Annotated in this window: 14 protein-coding genes; 1 reads left to right on the top strand and 13 read right to left on the bottom strand. The window is 37.8% G+C overall.

Annotation, left to right across the window (positions count from 1 at the left end; translation table 11 throughout):
* Positions 1-377: 377 nt before the first annotated feature.
* The 7 genes from CKJ95_RS17925 to CKJ95_RS17895 all read right to left on the bottom strand — a co-directional run bounded on the left by CKJ95_RS17925 (position 378) and on the right by CKJ95_RS17895 (position 8788).
* Entirely contained in the window at positions 378-2015 is a 1638-nt protein-coding gene (locus CKJ95_RS17925) for a xylulokinase (protein WP_099354803.1), read from the bottom strand.
* A 97-nt stretch (positions 2016-2112) separates the two neighbouring features.
* On the bottom strand, positions 2113-2817 hold the full coding sequence (araD, locus tag CKJ95_RS17920; RefSeq protein WP_099354802.1) for an L-ribulose-5-phosphate 4-epimerase: 705 nt from the start codon (positions 2815-2817) through the stop codon (positions 2113-2115).
* 211 nt (positions 2818-3028) lie between these two features.
* Positions 3029-4105: an alcohol dehydrogenase catalytic domain-containing protein gene (locus CKJ95_RS17915; protein ID WP_099354801.1), complete on the bottom strand. Its 1077-nt coding sequence runs from the start codon at positions 4103-4105 to the stop codon at positions 3029-3031.
* Between the two features lie 89 nt (positions 4106-4194).
* Complete coding sequence (locus tag CKJ95_RS17910; RefSeq protein ID WP_257215858.1) at positions 4195-5103, bottom strand: ABC transporter permease; 909 nt, start codon at positions 5101-5103, stop codon at positions 4195-4197.
* Between the two features lie 59 nt (positions 5104-5162).
* Positions 5163-6662 (bottom strand): sugar ABC transporter ATP-binding protein, encoded by a 1500-nt coding sequence (locus CKJ95_RS17905; RefSeq protein WP_099354799.1) that lies wholly within the window; start codon positions 6660-6662, stop codon positions 5163-5165.
* Positions 6663-6736: 74 nt separating this feature from the next.
* Entirely contained in the window at positions 6737-7693 is a 957-nt protein-coding gene (locus CKJ95_RS17900) for an ABC transporter substrate-binding protein (RefSeq protein WP_099354798.1), read from the bottom strand.
* A gap of 501 nt (positions 7694-8194) precedes the next feature.
* On the bottom strand, positions 8195-8788 hold the full coding sequence (locus CKJ95_RS17895; RefSeq protein ID WP_099354797.1) for an ANTAR domain-containing response regulator: 594 nt from the start codon (positions 8786-8788) through the stop codon (positions 8195-8197).
* Positions 8789-9053: 265 nt separating this feature from the next.
* Between CKJ95_RS17895 and CKJ95_RS17890 the strand changes: the two genes are divergently transcribed.
* Positions 9054-10907: a histidine kinase dimerization/phosphoacceptor domain -containing protein gene (locus CKJ95_RS17890; RefSeq protein WP_180271574.1), complete on the top strand. Its 1854-nt coding sequence runs from the start codon at positions 9054-9056 to the stop codon at positions 10905-10907.
* Between the two features lie 144 nt (positions 10908-11051).
* Here CKJ95_RS17890 and CKJ95_RS17885 read toward each other — a convergent pair whose 3' ends face one another.
* The 6 genes from CKJ95_RS17885 to hisD all read right to left on the bottom strand — a co-directional run bounded on the left by CKJ95_RS17885 (position 11052) and on the right by hisD (position 17232).
* Positions 11052-12440, bottom strand: coding sequence for an amidase (locus CKJ95_RS17885; RefSeq protein WP_099354795.1), 1389 nt, complete (start codon positions 12438-12440; stop codon positions 11052-11054).
* A gap of 55 nt (positions 12441-12495) precedes the next feature.
* Positions 12496-13257 (bottom strand): SDR family NAD(P)-dependent oxidoreductase, encoded by a 762-nt coding sequence (locus tag CKJ95_RS17880; RefSeq protein ID WP_099354794.1) that lies wholly within the window; start codon positions 13255-13257, stop codon positions 12496-12498.
* A 19-nt stretch (positions 13258-13276) separates the two neighbouring features.
* On the bottom strand, positions 13277-14074 hold the full coding sequence (locus tag CKJ95_RS17875; RefSeq protein WP_099354793.1) for an HpcH/HpaI aldolase family protein: 798 nt from the start codon (positions 14072-14074) through the stop codon (positions 13277-13279).
* Positions 14075-14092: 18 nt separating this feature from the next.
* A complete protein-coding gene (locus CKJ95_RS17870) occupies positions 14093-14791 on the bottom strand; it encodes an alpha/beta fold hydrolase (RefSeq protein WP_180271573.1) in 699 nt (232 codons plus the stop codon).
* A gap of 67 nt (positions 14792-14858) precedes the next feature.
* Positions 14859-15884 (bottom strand): LacI family DNA-binding transcriptional regulator, encoded by a 1026-nt coding sequence (locus CKJ95_RS17865; RefSeq protein WP_180271572.1) that lies wholly within the window; start codon positions 15882-15884, stop codon positions 14859-14861.
* A gap of 79 nt (positions 15885-15963) precedes the next feature.
* Positions 15964-17232 carry a histidinol dehydrogenase gene (hisD, locus tag CKJ95_RS17860; protein ID WP_099354790.1) on the bottom strand — a complete coding sequence of 423 codons (1269 nt, stop codon included), beginning with the start codon at positions 17230-17232 and terminating at the stop codon, positions 15964-15966.
* Between the last annotated feature and the right edge of the window lie 13 nt (positions 17233-17245).

Raw genomic sequence — 17245 nt, 5'->3', positions numbered from 1 at the left:
TCAATATATGCCTATTATAGCGTAACTCTTCCAAAAATTCTCATTATTTTACAAGGAGTGGTGGGGTTGGGTCACGGGACCTGCCCCACTGTCCATTTCGACAAACTTCGGGGCGTCACTGTGACCAAACCTGACAGGGACCTATCCCTCTGACCCAGAAAAATATCCCCCGATGATATGATAAAAGCAGCTCGATTCTACAAAAAAAGGTTGCTCCTCTTAACACAAGGAGCAACCTTTTTTTATTTCTACCCTTTTAACTGATAACTATATTTCAAAATGAACAAGTTTTGCATGACTTATAAAACGAACATAGGAATGTGAGTAACTTTGCCTGAGAAATTCTGCTAGAAAACTTTTTCCTTAAATTGATTGTTCTAACTTATTACCGTACTCTCATCTTTTGTTAGTACCAAATGATCGACAGCCGATTTCTCAATTTCTATGCCTTTTTTATAGCGTTCAATAAATACTTCAAACCCTTTTACGTCTTCAGGATCAGGATCGATTTCGTCTCCAACCACATCGTTAAAGACTCTTCTGTCGAGGAAGTCCTCTAAACTTTCATTCTTATTTTCATTCATCATATAAGAAGCAAGTATAGCCATTCCCCACGCGCCGCCTTCTCCCGCTGTTGCCATGACAGAAACAGGTGTATTCATTGCAGCTGCCATTATCCTTTGTCCCACTATCGGTGTTTTAAATAATCCACCATGTGCTAGAATGCTATCTATTGCAACATCTTCTTGCTTAGTCAGAATATCCATTCCAATTTTTAATGCACCAAATGCTGAAAATAGATGTGTACGCATAAAGTTTGCTAGATTGAAGTTACTCTCAGGTGAACGAACAAACAACGGTCTGCCGTGTTCTAATCCGGTGATAAATTCGCCGGAAAAATAACCATAGCTTAGCAATCCGCCACCATCTGGGTCTGCTTCTAAAGCTTTGTTGAACATGACACTGAATAACTGATTAGTATCAACTTTATACCCCATCGCTTCCGAGAATTCACGGAACAATCCTATCCAGGCATTAATATCACTTGAACAGTTATTCGCATGAACCATTGCAACAGGACTACCGTTTGGCGTTGTGACCATGTCAATCTCTGGATATACTTTTGAAAGTTCTTTTTCTAATACAATCATGGCAAAAACAGAAGTTCCGACTGAGACGTTTCCTGTACGTTTTCTTACGCTATTTGTCGCAACCATTCCTGTTCCTGCATCACCTTCTGGTGGACAAATCGGAATACCAGGTTGTAAATCTTGTGATGGATCTAAAATGTTGGCCCCTACATCCGTTAATTTCCCTGCATATTCACCAGAAATATAAACTGGTGGAAAAATGTCTCTAAGCTTCCAAGGATAATTTTTCGTGGCAACAAGTTCATCAAATTGTTTAACCATTACTTCATTATAATTTTTTGTTGCATCATTAATTGGGAACATACCCGAAGCATCGCCAATTCCAAGGGCTTTGTTGCCAGTTAGTAACCAATGAATGTAACCAGATAATGTTGTAATGTAATCGACTTGTGGAACATGTTCCTCTTCATTTAAAATCGCTTGGTATAGATGAGCGATACTCCATCTTTCGGGAATATTATATTGAAAAAGATCTGTTAATTCTTTTGCTGCTCGACCAGCATTTGTATTCCGCCACGTCCGAAAAGGAACGAGTAGCTCACCCGTCTTGTCAAACGCCATATATCCGTGCATCATGGCAGAAAATCCAATAGATCCAATTGTTTGAATCGTGATTCCAAATTTACGTTCTACTTCACTTTTCATTTCACGGTAAGCTGCTTGTAGACCACTCTTGATATCCTCTAGGTCGTATGTCCAAAAACCGTTTTCTAGACGGTTTTCCCAATCATAACCTCCGGATGCAATTGTTTCAAAATGTCTACCAATTAGAACTGCTTTGATTCGTGTCGATCCCAACTCAATCCCAAGTGAAGTTTCTCCATTTATAATTGCCTTCTTAATATCTTCTATATTCGCCTTCACGTTACGACCCCCTCTAGTAGTTGGCGCGGGACAAGGGGACAGGTCCCCTGTCCCACCATATTTTTCCTGGGACAAGGGACCTGTCCCTGTGTCCCATTTAGTTGTTTACTTTTTTGTGTTGGCCGTAGTATGCGTTTTTGCCATGTTTACGTAGAAAGTGTTTATCTAGTAAGTGTTGGTCAATTGCTTCTAATTCTGGTGATAGACTTTGAGTATAGTAAGCAAATTTCGCAACTTCCTCCATGACAACCGCATTTTCTACAGCTTTCATTGGATCTTTGCCCCAGTTAAAAGGACCGTGGTTATTCACAATGACACCCGGAATAGACGATGGATCGATATCTTTAAAAGTTTCTACAATTACTTCACCAGTATTGTGCTCATAATCATTGTCGATTTCAAACGGAGTCATGTGTCGTGTACAAGGGATGTCTCCATAAAAGTAATCAGCATGTGTTGTTCCATATGCTGGAATCGCTCTTCCTGATTGCGCCCATTTTGTACACCATGGTGAGTGGGTATGCACCACCCCGCCTATTTCTGGAAATGCCTTATATAGGACTAAATGTGTTGCTGTGTCTGACGATGGATTTAGTTTACCTTCAATGATGTTTCCTTCTAAGTCGAGTACCGGTAAATCTTCAGCTTTCAAATCCTCATAAGCAACTCCGCTTGGTTTAATAACAACAAGGCCCTTTTCTCGGTCAATGCCACTTACATTCCCCCAAGTGAATATGACTAAGTTCCTTTTTGGCAGCTCTAGATTCGCTTCTAATACTTTCTGTTTTAATTCTTCTAACACAATTTTCACTCCGTTCTATAAAGAAAACTCGGCAAAAGCCGAGCCTTATTATTTCTGATTTACCCTTAAAGAAAGGGCGGACTCCTTTTTGCGAATCTTGCGTGTTGTTTAGCTTTGTATAGCCTACTCTGACACGTTTAATTCCGCTGAAGTCACCGCCCTTACTCACATCAAAAATCGCTTCATTAATCCGATCTTCTTTACACCCTAATTAAGGTTTTAATAATACTTTAATCGCTTCAGGATTATGTGCCATATCCATAGCTTCTACAAAGTCTTCTACTTTGTAGCTATGTGTAACAATTCCTTCAGCTGTTAATAAGCCACGTTCGAATAGGTCGATTGCAATTGGGTATGTGTATGGTCCTAAGTGTGACCCTCTAATATCCAATTCTTTTCTGTCCCCGATAACGCTCCAGTCAGTCGTTACTTCTGATCCAAATACGCTAAACTCGATAAATCTTCCAAGTCTTCTAACCATTTCTAGGCCTTGTGTAACACCGCTTGGATGACCAGTTGCTTCAATATATACATCACAACCGTAACCGTCTGTTAAATCTTTGACGATTTTAATTGCATCCTCTTTTAATGGGTTAATGACAAGGTCTGCACCTAATTTTTTCGCAACAGCTAGGCGGTTTTCATTTCCATCAAGTACGATTAATTTCTTAGGTGTTTTTAATTTAATGAGTTGAAGCATACATAAACCAAGAGTTCCAGCACCTGCTAGTACAACTACATCTTCAAATTCAATTGTTGCTCTTTGGATGGTATGAACAGCACAAGCCATTGGCTCAACTAATGCAGCTTCTTCAGGAGTAACTCCATCCGTAATTTTATAAATAGTTGCTGTGTCGCTGAATTTCATATATTCAGCCCAAGCTCCTTCAGCAATGTCTTTTTGGAAACCATAAATGTTGTGAACATCACACATCCAGTACTTACCTGTTTTACAGAACTTACATTTTCCACATGGATTAATTTGATCAGTTGTTACGCGATCGCCAAGCGCCAATCCGTGTTTTTCTGCAGCACCTACTCCTAATTCAGCCACAATTCCATAGAATTCATGTCCTGGAATAACTGGTGCTTTCATCCAAGGGTCTTCTCCACCCCAATACATTGCAGAACCATGATATGCCTTTAAATCACTACCACAAATACCACAAGCTTCGACTTTGATGATAACTTCCCCTGGTCCAGCCTTTGGAACTGCAACTTCCTCAACTCGATAATCCTCTGGACCATGTGCTACTACAGCTTTCATTGTTTCTGGTAATACTGACATTGTTCTACATCTCCCTGTATGTTTAGAATTTTAATAGAATAATAAAAACTTACATATTGTTAACCGTCAATGCGCGTTATTCTAGTATATTAGTCTTTTTGACGAGTACTACTATAGTAGATTGCACCAACGATAATCACACCTTTAAGTACACGTTGTACATATGGAGATACACCCATTAGGTTTAATCCATTACTTAAAACACCTAATAATAGAGCACCTAGTAATGTTCCAAAAATATGTCCACGGCCACCCGCGATGCTTGTTCCACCTAATACAACTGCAGCAATAGCATCTAACTCATAGCCTTCCCCAGCCATTGGTTGCCCAGAAGAAAGTCTTGAAGTCATAATCATTCCACTAATAGCAGCAGTAACACCACTGACTATATATACAAAAGTTTTGATACGTTTTACTTTGACACCAGATAATCTAACTGCTTCCTCATTACCACCAAGCGCGTAAATATAACGGCCGATTGGTAAATGGTTTAAAATGATATAAGCTGCGATAAAGACCAGAATCATAATAACGGCAGGCATTGGAATAACCCCAAATAAATATCCTCTACCGATAAAATTATATGAACTTGGTAGTCCTGAAAGTGGATAACCACCTGTATATAGAAGGGCTAAACCACGTGCAGCCTCCATCATGGCTAATGTAACAATAATTGCCGGTATTTTTGCATAGGCTGTAAATAGACCGTTGATATATCCAAGAACTGCACCTAAAACGATACCAATTAATACGGCTACAACTGGAGGTAATCCAGTATTAATCATCATACCCGCTATAATGGTCCCAGTAAGTGCCATTACTGAACCAACTGATAAATCAATACCACCTGTTAAGATAACAAAAGTCATCCCAACTGCTAATATCCCGTTTATCGAAACTTGTCTGATAATATTTGAGATATTATCTGCCGTTAAAAAGCTTTCTGCTGTAATGGAAAAGAATATACATAATACTAAAAATCCAATTAGCGTTAACATTTCAGGATACTTTAACAAGTCCTTAACGCTAGATCCTTTTCTCTTATAATCTAGTTCACTCATTGATCCGCACCACCCGTTGCAAAATACATTACTTTTTCTGAAGTTGCTTCATTTCCTAGAAGTTCTCCCTTAATTCTTCCTTTGTGCATAACAAGCACTCGGTCACTCATCCCTAAAATTTCAGGTAATTCTGAGGAAATCATGATGATAGAAAGTCCTTCATCTGCTAATCTTCTCATGAGTTTATAAATTTCTTCCTTAGCCCCTATATCAATTCCACGGGTAGGTTCATCAAAGATTAATATTTTACAATCTGTATTTAACCATTTAGCTAAGACAACTTTTTGTTGATTTCCCCCACTCAGATTTTTCACCAACTGTGTGCTACTTGGTGTTTTGATTAATAATTCTTGAATGGATTTCTCAACAATTTCGTTTTCTTTTTTCTTATTAATGATTCTTAAGAAGTTTGATAGATCTTTCAAAATTGGAATACTAATATTGTTCTTTATAGATTGACTAAGTACGAGACCTTGTGTTTTTCGACTTTCCGGAATTAGTGCAATGCCATGTGCTAGTGCATCAGTTGGGTTCTTAATAGATACCTTTTGCCCATTGATGTGAACATCTTTTTCTTGTGAATCATCAGCCCCGATCAATGCCCTTACAACCTCTGTTCGTCCGGAACCAACTAGGCCAGCAATTCCAATGATTTCACCCTTTTTCAGGTTAAATTGAATATCATGAATTTGTTTATTAGCCATTTTCTTAACTTCTAATAATACTTCTTCATTCCCTGTCTTCGCTGGTTTTTCAGGAAACGCATTGACTATTTCACGACCTACCATCATTTTTACAATATCTTGTTTGGTAGAATCCTTTACATCTCTTGTTCCAACAAACTCACCATCACGTAAACAGGTGAATCGGTCGCACATTGCTAGAATTTCCTCTAGGTGGTGCGATATATATATAATGGTTACACCATCAGCTTTCAATTTATTGATTAATTCAAATAACTTGTCGATTTCTTTACCAGTTAAACTAGCTGTTGGTTCGTCAAAAATTAATACTTTCGTATCGATTGCAATTGCTTTTGCGATTTCTATAAATTGTTGGTTCGCCACACTTAAATGTGCGACAGGTTTATTTAAGTCAATATCTGCATTTAATCTTTGTAATACTTCTTCCGCTTCCTTGCGCATCTTTTTTCTGTTTAATAATCCATTTGCTTGCTTTTTCTCACGACCTAAGAAAATATTATCTACACCACTTAAGTAAGGAATTAAACTGAACTCCTGGTGAATAATACTAACCCCTAATTGTTGTGCTTGCTTAGGATCTTTGAATGTTACTTCATTTCCATCTAAACGAATTTTTCCTGCAGTAGGTGTATACACACCAGAAAGGATTTTCATCAGTGTCGATTTTCCAGCACCATTTTCTCCAACTAATGCATGAACCTCACCGCGTCTAATATTAAAACTAACTCCTTTTAACGCTTTTACCCCAGGAAATTCCTTGGTAATATTCTCAATCTCTAGTATGTTATCCACAGCAATCACCTTCCTTCTTACACATATTTAGGAGAGGCGCCATGCAATTTTGCAAAAGCGCCCATTTTTAAAAATTACCAGCTAAAGTCTGCAGCGTTTTCTTTCGTTTGTAGTTCTACATCGATTGGAACTTCAGTAGGAACTACTTCTGCACCCCAAAGCTTAGCTAATGCCATACCAAGACCGATTCTCACTTGGTCTCTTGGGAATTGAGCAGTAGTTGCTTTGAACGGTCCGCCTTTTGTGATTGCTTCGATTGCTTCTGGGTGTCCGTCAACACTGTAGATTGATACATCTTTACCAGATGCTTCAATTGCACCTAGAGTACCTAATGCACCTTCATCGTTAACACTAAAAATTGCTTTTAAATCTGAATTTGCTTGTAACATGTTTTCTGTAACTTTCATTGCTTCAGCTCTGTCTTGTTTACCATTTTGTTTGTCAACAATTTCGATTCCTGGAGCCTCTTTAACAGCATCTTCAAAACCACGTACACGCTCTAGGATAGGTACAACTGGAATACCGTCAAGGATTGCAACTTTACCTTGTCCGCCTAAATCTTCTACCATTTGTTTACCAGCTAAATAACCAGCATCATAGTTTCTTGAACCTACGAAAGAATCGATAGGACCTTTAGCTTGAGCATCAATCGCAACAACGATTACGCCTGCTTCTTTCGCAGCTTCTACTGCACCTTCAACACCTTCACTGTCAGTAGGGTTGATTAATAGAATATCAATATCTTTCTGAAGCATGTCAGAAATATCGTTAATTTGTTTTGATACGTCATGTTGAGCGTCTGCAATAACAGTTTCAGCACCAATTTGCGCAGCTGCCTCTTCAAATGCTTCTTTCATTGAAATGAAGTAAGGATTGTTCATCTCTTGGAAAGACATACCGATTTTAATCTTTTCTTTCTTCGCTTCTCCGTCACCTTCGCCACCATTTGCGTTGCTTTGATTAGAACAACCTGCTGCAACGAATAAAAGTAATGCTAGTGCAAGTACAACTAACTTTTTCAAACTTTTCATTGGTGTATACCCCCTGTTTTTTTATTAAAAGTAAAATTTGTTAATAGAATATTGTAAACAGAATGATTATAAAGCGGTTACATGTTCATTGATGTCAAATCGAATAAACGATTACCTTCTTTATTCATCCCCATCACAACCAGTCGTTGTAACTAGTATTTTTTTGACACATCACCCCTTTCAATGGTCATTAGATAAAATCGCTTTCATTACTAACAAAAAAACAAAAGGGTGCCTTAAACACGCAATACTTTTTACGCTCTACAAAAAGAGAGAATAAAAGATTACGTATATAAGGCACCCATAGCCATCATAAATTTTACACCAGTCATAAGTATAAAATTTATATTATATTAAGTTTATTGAAAACGGTTGTAATTCGCTATACCACACATGAGTATAGTTATCAACTAATTTATATGTTTGTAATGTCTTTGTAACTATATTTATAGTATATTGTGACGATTTCTAATAGTCAAGTACTATTTTAAACTAACAATTTTACCCATTTGAACGGAATAAAGAATCTGCTTCAATGAGCTCTTTCGCAATTACAACTAACTTCTTATTTTTATCCCGACTCATTTTCTGTAATCGTTTCATCGCTTCTGGTTCCTTCAAGTTCATCCGATCCATGATAATCCCTTTTGCTTTTTCAATATGCTTTCGTGCTTCCAATGCATTCTTCGTACTTTGTAACTCATCCTGTAATTTCTTGAACTCCTCAAATTTGGCTTGGCTAATATTGATAGCAATTTTCAGTTCTTCTATATCAATAGGTTTTAGCAAATAATAGAGTACACCTTCATCTGTTGCTCTATTAATTAGTTTTTCATCATGATAACCGCTTACAATTATACTCGGAATAAAGAGGGTTTCATTAATCTTCCTAATGGCGTCGATTCCATCCAGGTTAGGCATGTTAATGTCCATAATAACGAGATCCGGCTTTTTTTCCAATGCAAGTTCAACTGCATTTTCTCCATCTGTAGCAACGCCGACCACTTCATGGCCTAGCCTTTCTACATAGGATTTTGTGGCCATTAATACTAGAAATTCGTCCTCGGCAATTAAAATTCGTAAAGACTGAGACAAGGTTATCACCACCCATTAAATAATGCTAAGATTTTGAGAATATATTATTACTCATATATTAGTAATAGTATATAGAATTTTCACTAATAAAGAAAGTAAAAACCGTAGATGTAATGTGATAATATTAGTATCACATTGTTTAACAAAAACTGAAGTGTTTGTCGTTATTTTAATAATGATTTATGATTCATAGCAAGGATATTAAACTATTTTGAAATAATATAAATTTAAACCTTTTTTATTATCATTTTTGGAGGCGTTTTGCTTGGGTGAGTTTATTTTGGAGTGTAAAAATGTAACCTTTACAAGTCCAGATGGAGATATTAATAATCTTAACTTTAATCTTAATTATTCAGAAATACATGCTTTTATTCTAAAAAATAGTTCTGAACAGAAGGTTTTCATACAGGCATTAAAAGACTTAATAGAAAACCCCAGTTCAAATGGGGAAATTACATTCAAAGACAAAGCGTTAGCGAATCATAAGCTCGTTAAAAATAAAATTGAAATTTTACAACAAAAACCATTGTTGATAAAAAACTTTTCCATCGCTGAAAACCTTAATCTATCCTCTATTCCTACAAGGAGATTTTTACCTTTTGTTGATTGGAACAAAGTGAATAAAAAAGCCAAAAAAGTTTTAACTCAACTAGACTTTCATTTTGATTATAAGAGGAAGGTAAAACACCTCTCAGAAGAAGAGAGAAGAATCGTATATATTGCACGCGGCTTTATGCAAGATCCCGAAATAATTGTACTTCAGGAACCGATGGAAGGGCTTTCTGATATCAATGCTTCAAAATTATATAACACAATGAAACAATTTAAAGTTGCTGGCGGAAGCATTATCTATATAACAAAACAATGGGAAGATGCCTTAAAACTTGCAGATCGAATATCCATTATATCCAACGGAAGACTTACTGCTGAAATGACAGCCGATGAAGCAAAAGCCGACCCTCAAAAATTACTAAAGAAAATTGAGAATTACAATTTTAACGATAATGATGAGTATAAAGATGACGAAACGAAAACAGTTCTTGACGCTGTCTTTAAGGCAGCAGAATTTTTGACGTCTGAATATGAGTTGAAAGATGTTTTGTTACTTTTAGCGAAAGAAGTTACTAGAGTTATGAATGCTGACAGTAGTTCGGTCAAATTAATCGATGAGTTCACGTGGAGTATTATTGATGATTTTGAATATAAAGATAAACAAATAGTAAGCGCTCAATTAACAAAAGAGGCCATTTTAAAAATTGCTAAGGGCAACGATATCTTTTACGTAAATAAAAATGATACCGTCTTTTCCTCTTTGTTTGAAAAAATAGAGAATGTAAAAACGATTATCTGCATCCCCGTGCTAATTCGTTCACAAGTAACAGGAATTATTCAGGTTTCTTATGAGAATCTGTATGTTCATTCAAAAGAAGAGACCAAGTTTTTATCAGCGTTAGCTCGACATGCGGCAATTGCAATTGAAGATACAAGATTACTGGGAAGATCGGCTCTTCTCCAAGAAAGCCACCATCGAATTAAAAACAATCTTCAATCCATCGTTGGACTTATTTCATTGCAGAAAATGTTTGTGCAAAATAATCCAGAGCAATCCGTTGATGAAATACTGGATAGCATTATTTTACGGATCAAAAGTATTGCTTCTGTTCATAACCTCCTTTCAAAGGATAAACTAGGTAGAAGTATCATTAACGTGAAACTAATTATCGAGTCGATTATTAGCATTATCAATAACAATCCGAAAGTAACAATTGAACTAGACCTCGATGACATTTTCATACCTTATAATAAAGCTACATCGATTGCACTAATCATTAACGAATTAGTCATTAACTGCTTTAAACACGCTTTTGCTGACGATGATATCGGAATGATTGTGATAAAATGCAAGAGGCTTGAAAATACAATCTATTTATCCGTGGAAGACAATGGCCGTGGTTTTCCAGAGAATTTTGACATGTCCAAGTCAAGTTCATTAGGATTATCCATCATCCAAGGAATCGTGACAAGCGAATTCCAAGGGCAAATCACTTTTGATAGTAAAAAAGAGACCACACTAGTTGAAATTAAACTCCCAACAGAGCGTATATTCTTGCATCAATAGGTGGGAGAAAATCTGTTGTCCCAATGGCTGGGTCGCGGTGGGTCTCATTTGGCCCGCTGTGGGCTGGTGCGTGGGGTTGATTCACGTTTATTGTTTTGGGACGAGGGACCTGTCCCTCTGTCCCATTCGACAAACTTCGGGGCGTCACTGTGACCTACATGCCACACCCAATATATTTTCCCTAGTTTTGTAGAAATCCACCAGAGAAGTCTGTTCATATGCGTAGGCGGTATGTAGTAGGATATCTTCCCTGTGGTGGTTTGCTATTAGTTGAAGCCCTACTGGAACCGATTCTGGAGTCACCCCACCTGGAATTGAGATAGCAGGATGGCCTGTTATATTAAATACACTCGTAAATCGAATTAAGCATTCACCAACTGAATCTATTTCACCTGCTAATGCCACTTCTTTTAATCCGATACTAGGCGCAGGTATTGGTGTTGTTGGTGTTAGTATGACATCAATTTCCTCAAATAGTCGGCTAATGTCATTGGTCATTTGGGCACGTTTGTTCAAACCTTCAATATACGTATGGGCAGAAATCGACTTACTCTTTTCAAATGTCTTTTTAGCCCCATCACTATATTGATCGAGTGACGTCGAAATCAACTCCCTATGAACATAGCCTACCTCTGAAGTAGCTATCGCATGGGCCACAGCTCTTGGATCATCCATCTTAGGGATATCGATATCAATCAGAACGGCACCCAAAGACTCAAATGTTTTCAAAGCTTTATTGTATAAATCCGTAACATAACTATCCAATCGCTCATTAAAATATTGTCTTGGTACCCCAATTCTCATTCCACGGACATCCGGGATACAATTATTACTATATCGTTTCCTAGTAATAGCCTCCAAGATAAAGGCTAGATCTTCAACAGTTCGAGCTATCGGACCAACATGATCAAGTGTATTTGATAGACTAACACCACTCTTATTAATTAAATCCAAAGTAGGTTTAAGTCCAACCACTCCATTAAACGAGGACGGAACACGAATGGAACCTGCTGTGTCGGTACCAATAGATCCCATGCAAAGGTTTGCCGCAACCGCAACCGCTGAACCTCCACTAGAGCCCCCTGCAGTCACATGTGCATTCCATGGATTTAATATATCTCCGAAAAATGGGTTCTCTGCTGTAATTCCAAATCCAAATTCATACATATTCGTTTTCCCAATATTAATAGCACCCTCGTTGCGTAACATGTTAACAACATGTGCATTACTTTCAGGTATTCGGTTTTTATGAATTTGAGAACCGCTGGTTGTGACAATTCCTTTCGTATCGATACTATCTTTATAGGAAATAGGGATGCCTTCAAGAACTCCCAAGTCATCACCAGCTAGAATTTTCTTCTCCGATATAAGGGCTTGCTCCAAAGCCTTTTCTTCATTTACAGTAATAAAAGCATTAAATTTGGCGTTATGAATTTTGATTTGGTTTAAATATTGCTCTAGTATCTCTACAGGCGAAAAGTCTCTAGCTCTATAGCCATTTATCATTTCCTTAATGGACCTATTTACTAACATTCAACGGCTCCCCCCTCATCTAAAAATGTTTCAAACCTTCCCCTATAAAATGTTGCTAAATCGCAGTCCATCCCCCATCAACTCTTATCGTTTCACCTGTTATTGACTTGGCAAGTTGAGATGCAAGGTATAGAACTGCTCCTGCAACATCAGATGAATCTGCTAATCTTCCAAGTGGTATCCGCCTAAAAACATCTTCTTTGAAGGCCTCGTCCTTAAACATATTCTCGGTTAATTCCGTTTCAATGAATGTTGGGGCGACTGCATTGACATTAATATTAAAATTGGCCCATTCAATCGCTAGCGCTTTAGTCAACTGAACAATTCCACCCTTACTGGAACAGTATGCAGCCCGATCCCAATACCCAACAAAAGACATCTGGGAAGCAATATTAATAATGCGTCCTCCTCCGTTGTCTTTCATATATTTTGCAGCTTGTTGGCTACAGAAAAAACTAGCCTTAAGATTCGTATCAAGAACACGATCCCAATCTGATTCTTCCACTTCTAATGCTGGTTTTGCGATGTTTATACCAGCATTATTCACCAAGATGTCGAGTCCTCCCATTTGTTGCACAGCTTTTTCAATAACCTTGGGAACCTTTTGTGTCTCATTTAAATCGGCAGCAACAAAATCACAATTTGCATGATATTGCTTCAATTCATCAACAGTTTCTTCAAGTGCTTCTTGATTTCTACCAATAATCACTACGTTTGCGCCACTTTTCGCAAAAGACAAAGCAATTTCTTTCCCAATCCCTTTGCTTCCACCTGTAATTACGACTGATTTATCAGCTAAGTCTGGAAAAATACTCATCATTTTTTTCCTTTCTTTCTTACAATTTTGACTGAATGCTCGTTAACCTATTAATCTTTTGTTCGTCCCAACTTTTTTTATAGGAATTAAAAGATTGATTAATGAGAGAGTTAGCAACGGCAACCACATACTGTGTTCCATTTTCAAAGGCTTCCTCAATATCCTTTGATGTCGGTGCAATCGTTCCAACGGCAATATCTTTTTTGACACCTAACTCATGAAGCTGTTTAATCGTATTTTTTATTTCAGGGTGGTGAATGCCTTCTTTTCGGTACCCAGAGTTAATCGCAAGATCAAGCGGTCCTATAAATGCTACATCAATACCCGGCACACTTACGATTTCCTCGAAATTTTCCACTGCCTCTGGAGTTTCAATCTGGACAATAATGAGAACACTATCATTCTCGTTATCTAGGAATTCTTCCCCAGACAACCGCCCATATTTTGCTGGCCGAATCGAATAGGTAGTTCCTCTGTTTCCTAGCGGAGGGTATTTCGCTTTCTTCACGATTTCCTCAGCCTGTTCTTTTGTGTTGACCATCGGAACTTGAATTCCTCTCGCCCCGCGGTCTAGCGCCTTTTGAATAGATGATGGATCATATGAAAGTCTAACAATTGGTACGATATCCGCACATTCTGCAGCCCTAATTAGGTTTTCGAGTTCTGAATCTGAGAAGCTACCATGTTCATTATCTATAATGACAAAGTCGAATTCTGCATACGCTATCATTTCCAGTAAAGCAGGTGAATACATATTTAGGAACATCCCTAATGCCCTATCTCCACTTCTTAACAATGATTTTACGTTATTGTTCATATTTTGCCCTCCGTAAAATTAAGATAATAACCACTCACGCATTGCTTGAGTGACATCTTCCTTTTTTTCAAGACTACTTAAATGACCACAATCTTCAATAACTACCAATTTAGAATCCTGTATTTGTTCAGCCATTTCCTGATGCAACTTAACCGGACACAATACGTCTTTATCCCCAGTTAAGACTAGAGTCGGGCAATCAATCTTACGTAAAGTTTCAAGATACCCCTCTCTATTTTTCAAAGCCGTAAGTTGATTGATATATGATTTTGGTCCAATGTCAGATGCCATTGACTCTACGATTGGGGCAAGTTCAGCATTTTCTTTACCTTCTTTAGTAAGTAGATTCGGAAAAATATAGGTAGAAAATACCTTTTCAAAATCTCCCGCCTGACACATATCGATATTTCGCTGAAAGTTTTCTTTTTGTTCAACCGTAGGTGGGTAGGGATTTGTATCAAGAAGAGCCAGTCGGTTTACCCGCTCTCCTCCTTGCTTCATGATTTCAAGAGATACCATTCCACCCATCGATAATCCCGCAACAGAAAATTCCCCCTCTACTTGATGAAGTATGGAGGATGCTAACTTTTCAATCGAATCTTCGCTTTGTATTTCTGCCACTACTAGATCTGCTATGTCATGTAGGTGTTCAAGTTGGTGCATCCAAAGCCTTTCGTCGCAAAGCGTTCCTGGAATTAGAACGAGTTTTTCTTTCAAGTGTTTTCCCCCCATTTCCAGCCTGTTCCGTTCAACAACGACTCCGTAACAATCGCTAATATTTAGTTCAATCCTTAACAGGACCTGTTGTACTTCGTATTTTTAATTGTGGTTCGATCACTAATTGGAGATTTTTCATATCAGAGTCTTTGCCTTCTATAACCATAAGTAAATGGTGCAAAGCTGTTGTGGCCATTTCCTCCATATTTTGAGAAACAGTCGTCAAATTAACTAAGTGATTGGAGGATAACGAGATATCATCAAAACCAATGACAGATATATCATCCGGAACTTTTAACCCACTCTTTAAAATGGTATCAATTACAGTAAGAGCAATCTGGTCGGATGCTGCAAAAATTCCCGTTGGCCGATTGGTTCTCTGAATGAGTCCTTCTACAAATTGAGCAATTTTAGTTAGATCTAGACTATCTTGAAAAACAATACTGTCATCCATTGGTATCTTATACGCCTCTAACGTCTTCTTATATCCGGAAAAACGGTAAAATAAATTGAGAAAGGATAAGGGTCCTGAGATATACGCAATGTCCTTGTGCCCTAATTGAATTAAGTGCTCTGTTGCCATATAGGCACCTTTTCCATTGTTCACCACTACGAAATTTGATTGCTCCAGGTCGTCAATTTGAGCATTATATAAGACAATAGGAAACCCTGAACGGTACAATTCCGTGATTTTCTCATTGGACCGTTCAGTGGTAGCAATAATAATGCCATCGACCCGTTTTCCGATCATGGTTTGGATAGATGTTTCCATATTTGTATCTTGATAATCTGTGTATCCTATAATCACATCATAGGCCTTTTCATTTGCCTTTTTCATAATAATTTTAGAGGACTCTGCATAAAAGGGGTTTGCAATGTCCCCGATAATTAAGCCAATTGTCCTCGTTTTCTTCTCAGCTAGACTTCTTGCAATTTCGTCACGCGTAAAATTTAATTCCTCAATTGCCTTTAAAACTTTAGTACGTGTACTTTCTTTTATATAAGGATAATTATTTAAAACTCTAGATACTGTTGACTGCGAAACTCCTGCCTTTTTCGCAACATCATAAGCATTTGTTCGATTATTATTCATCATGTACCTCACTGGTATATAAAATTTCGAATGCGGATTCAAAATTAATATACCAGATTGATAGAGGGATAGCAAAAAACTACTTGTTCAGACTGGCTTCCAATCGAACGGTTGCAGACAATTTGTGACCTTCTAACCCTTCAATTTCTGATTGCTTTTCTGCATGTGATGCCAAATATTGAACACCTGGACCAAAAATCTCCTGATGAGTCAGCACCTTCACATAACTGCCCACCCATAATCCACCAGTGTATCTTGCTGCTTTTTGTGTTGGTAGTGTATGATTTGTCCCTGAAACCTTATCAGAAAAGACAACGGAACTATCTTCATTAATAAATAGAGAACCATAGTTAGATAGTTTATCTACTAAATCGCGACTATTTTTCACATGTAAATGCAAATGTTCAATAGCATAATCATTACAAATCTGAATTGCTTCTGAAACTGAATCTGCAAAGATTATTTCTCCACTTCTTTCCCATGAATCATGAGCCGGTGAAGTTGGAGAAAAGCTCTTTAATACCTCATTCACTTCTTCTATCGTTTCCGTTGCTACTGTACTTGAAGTTGTAACTAAAATGGCTCTTGCAAACGGATCATGCTCTGCCTGTGCCAATAAATCGGCTGCTATTTTTTTCGGCGAGGCTGTTTCATCTGCAAAAACCATGACTTCACTTGGTCCGGCGATTAGGTCAATACCCACTTTTCCATACACCTGACGTTTTGCTTCTGCTACAAAACGGTTTCCTGGTCCAGCAATTATATCGACTTCTGGCACTGATTCCGTACCGTAAGCCATTGCAGCAATTGCTTGTGCTCCACCTATAGCGAAAATATCAGTTGCCCCAGAACGAATTAATCCGTATAAAACGGCAGGATGAATTCCACCCTTATAATTCGCTGGACTACATGCAACAATTTGCTTTGCCCCTGCGACTTTTGCTGGTGCGACAACCATCGGACCAGAGGATAATAACGGATATCTTCCGCCTGGAATGTATGCACCCACTTTCTCGATTGGAACAATTCGATGCCCCATACGAATTCCTTCACCGAATTCTTTTTCAAAAGGTGTCAGAGTTTCCAATTGTGCTTGGGCAAATGATGATACGCGATCAACAACACGGTCTATTAATTCTTTCACATCTGCTGGAAGAGTTTTTAAGCACTCTTCAATTTCTTCTTCACTAACCCTTAATGGACGATCAGAGTTTCCAAATTTCATCTCAAAATTTCCAACCGCCTCATCTCCCTTTTCCCTAACAGAAGAAATAATATCCTTTACCGTTTGCTCAACTTCATTAGAAAATGTTAGTTCGATATTTTCAGCCTTTTTCACATATTCCATGATTCATGTCCTC

Source organism: Fredinandcohnia onubensis, assembly GCF_002734285.1.
GTDB lineage: Bacteria > Bacillota > Bacilli > Bacillales > Bacillaceae_L > Ferdinandcohnia > Ferdinandcohnia onubensis_A.
Note: the sequence above shows the minus strand (reverse complement) of the source record. Positions and strands in the feature narration are given on the sequence as shown.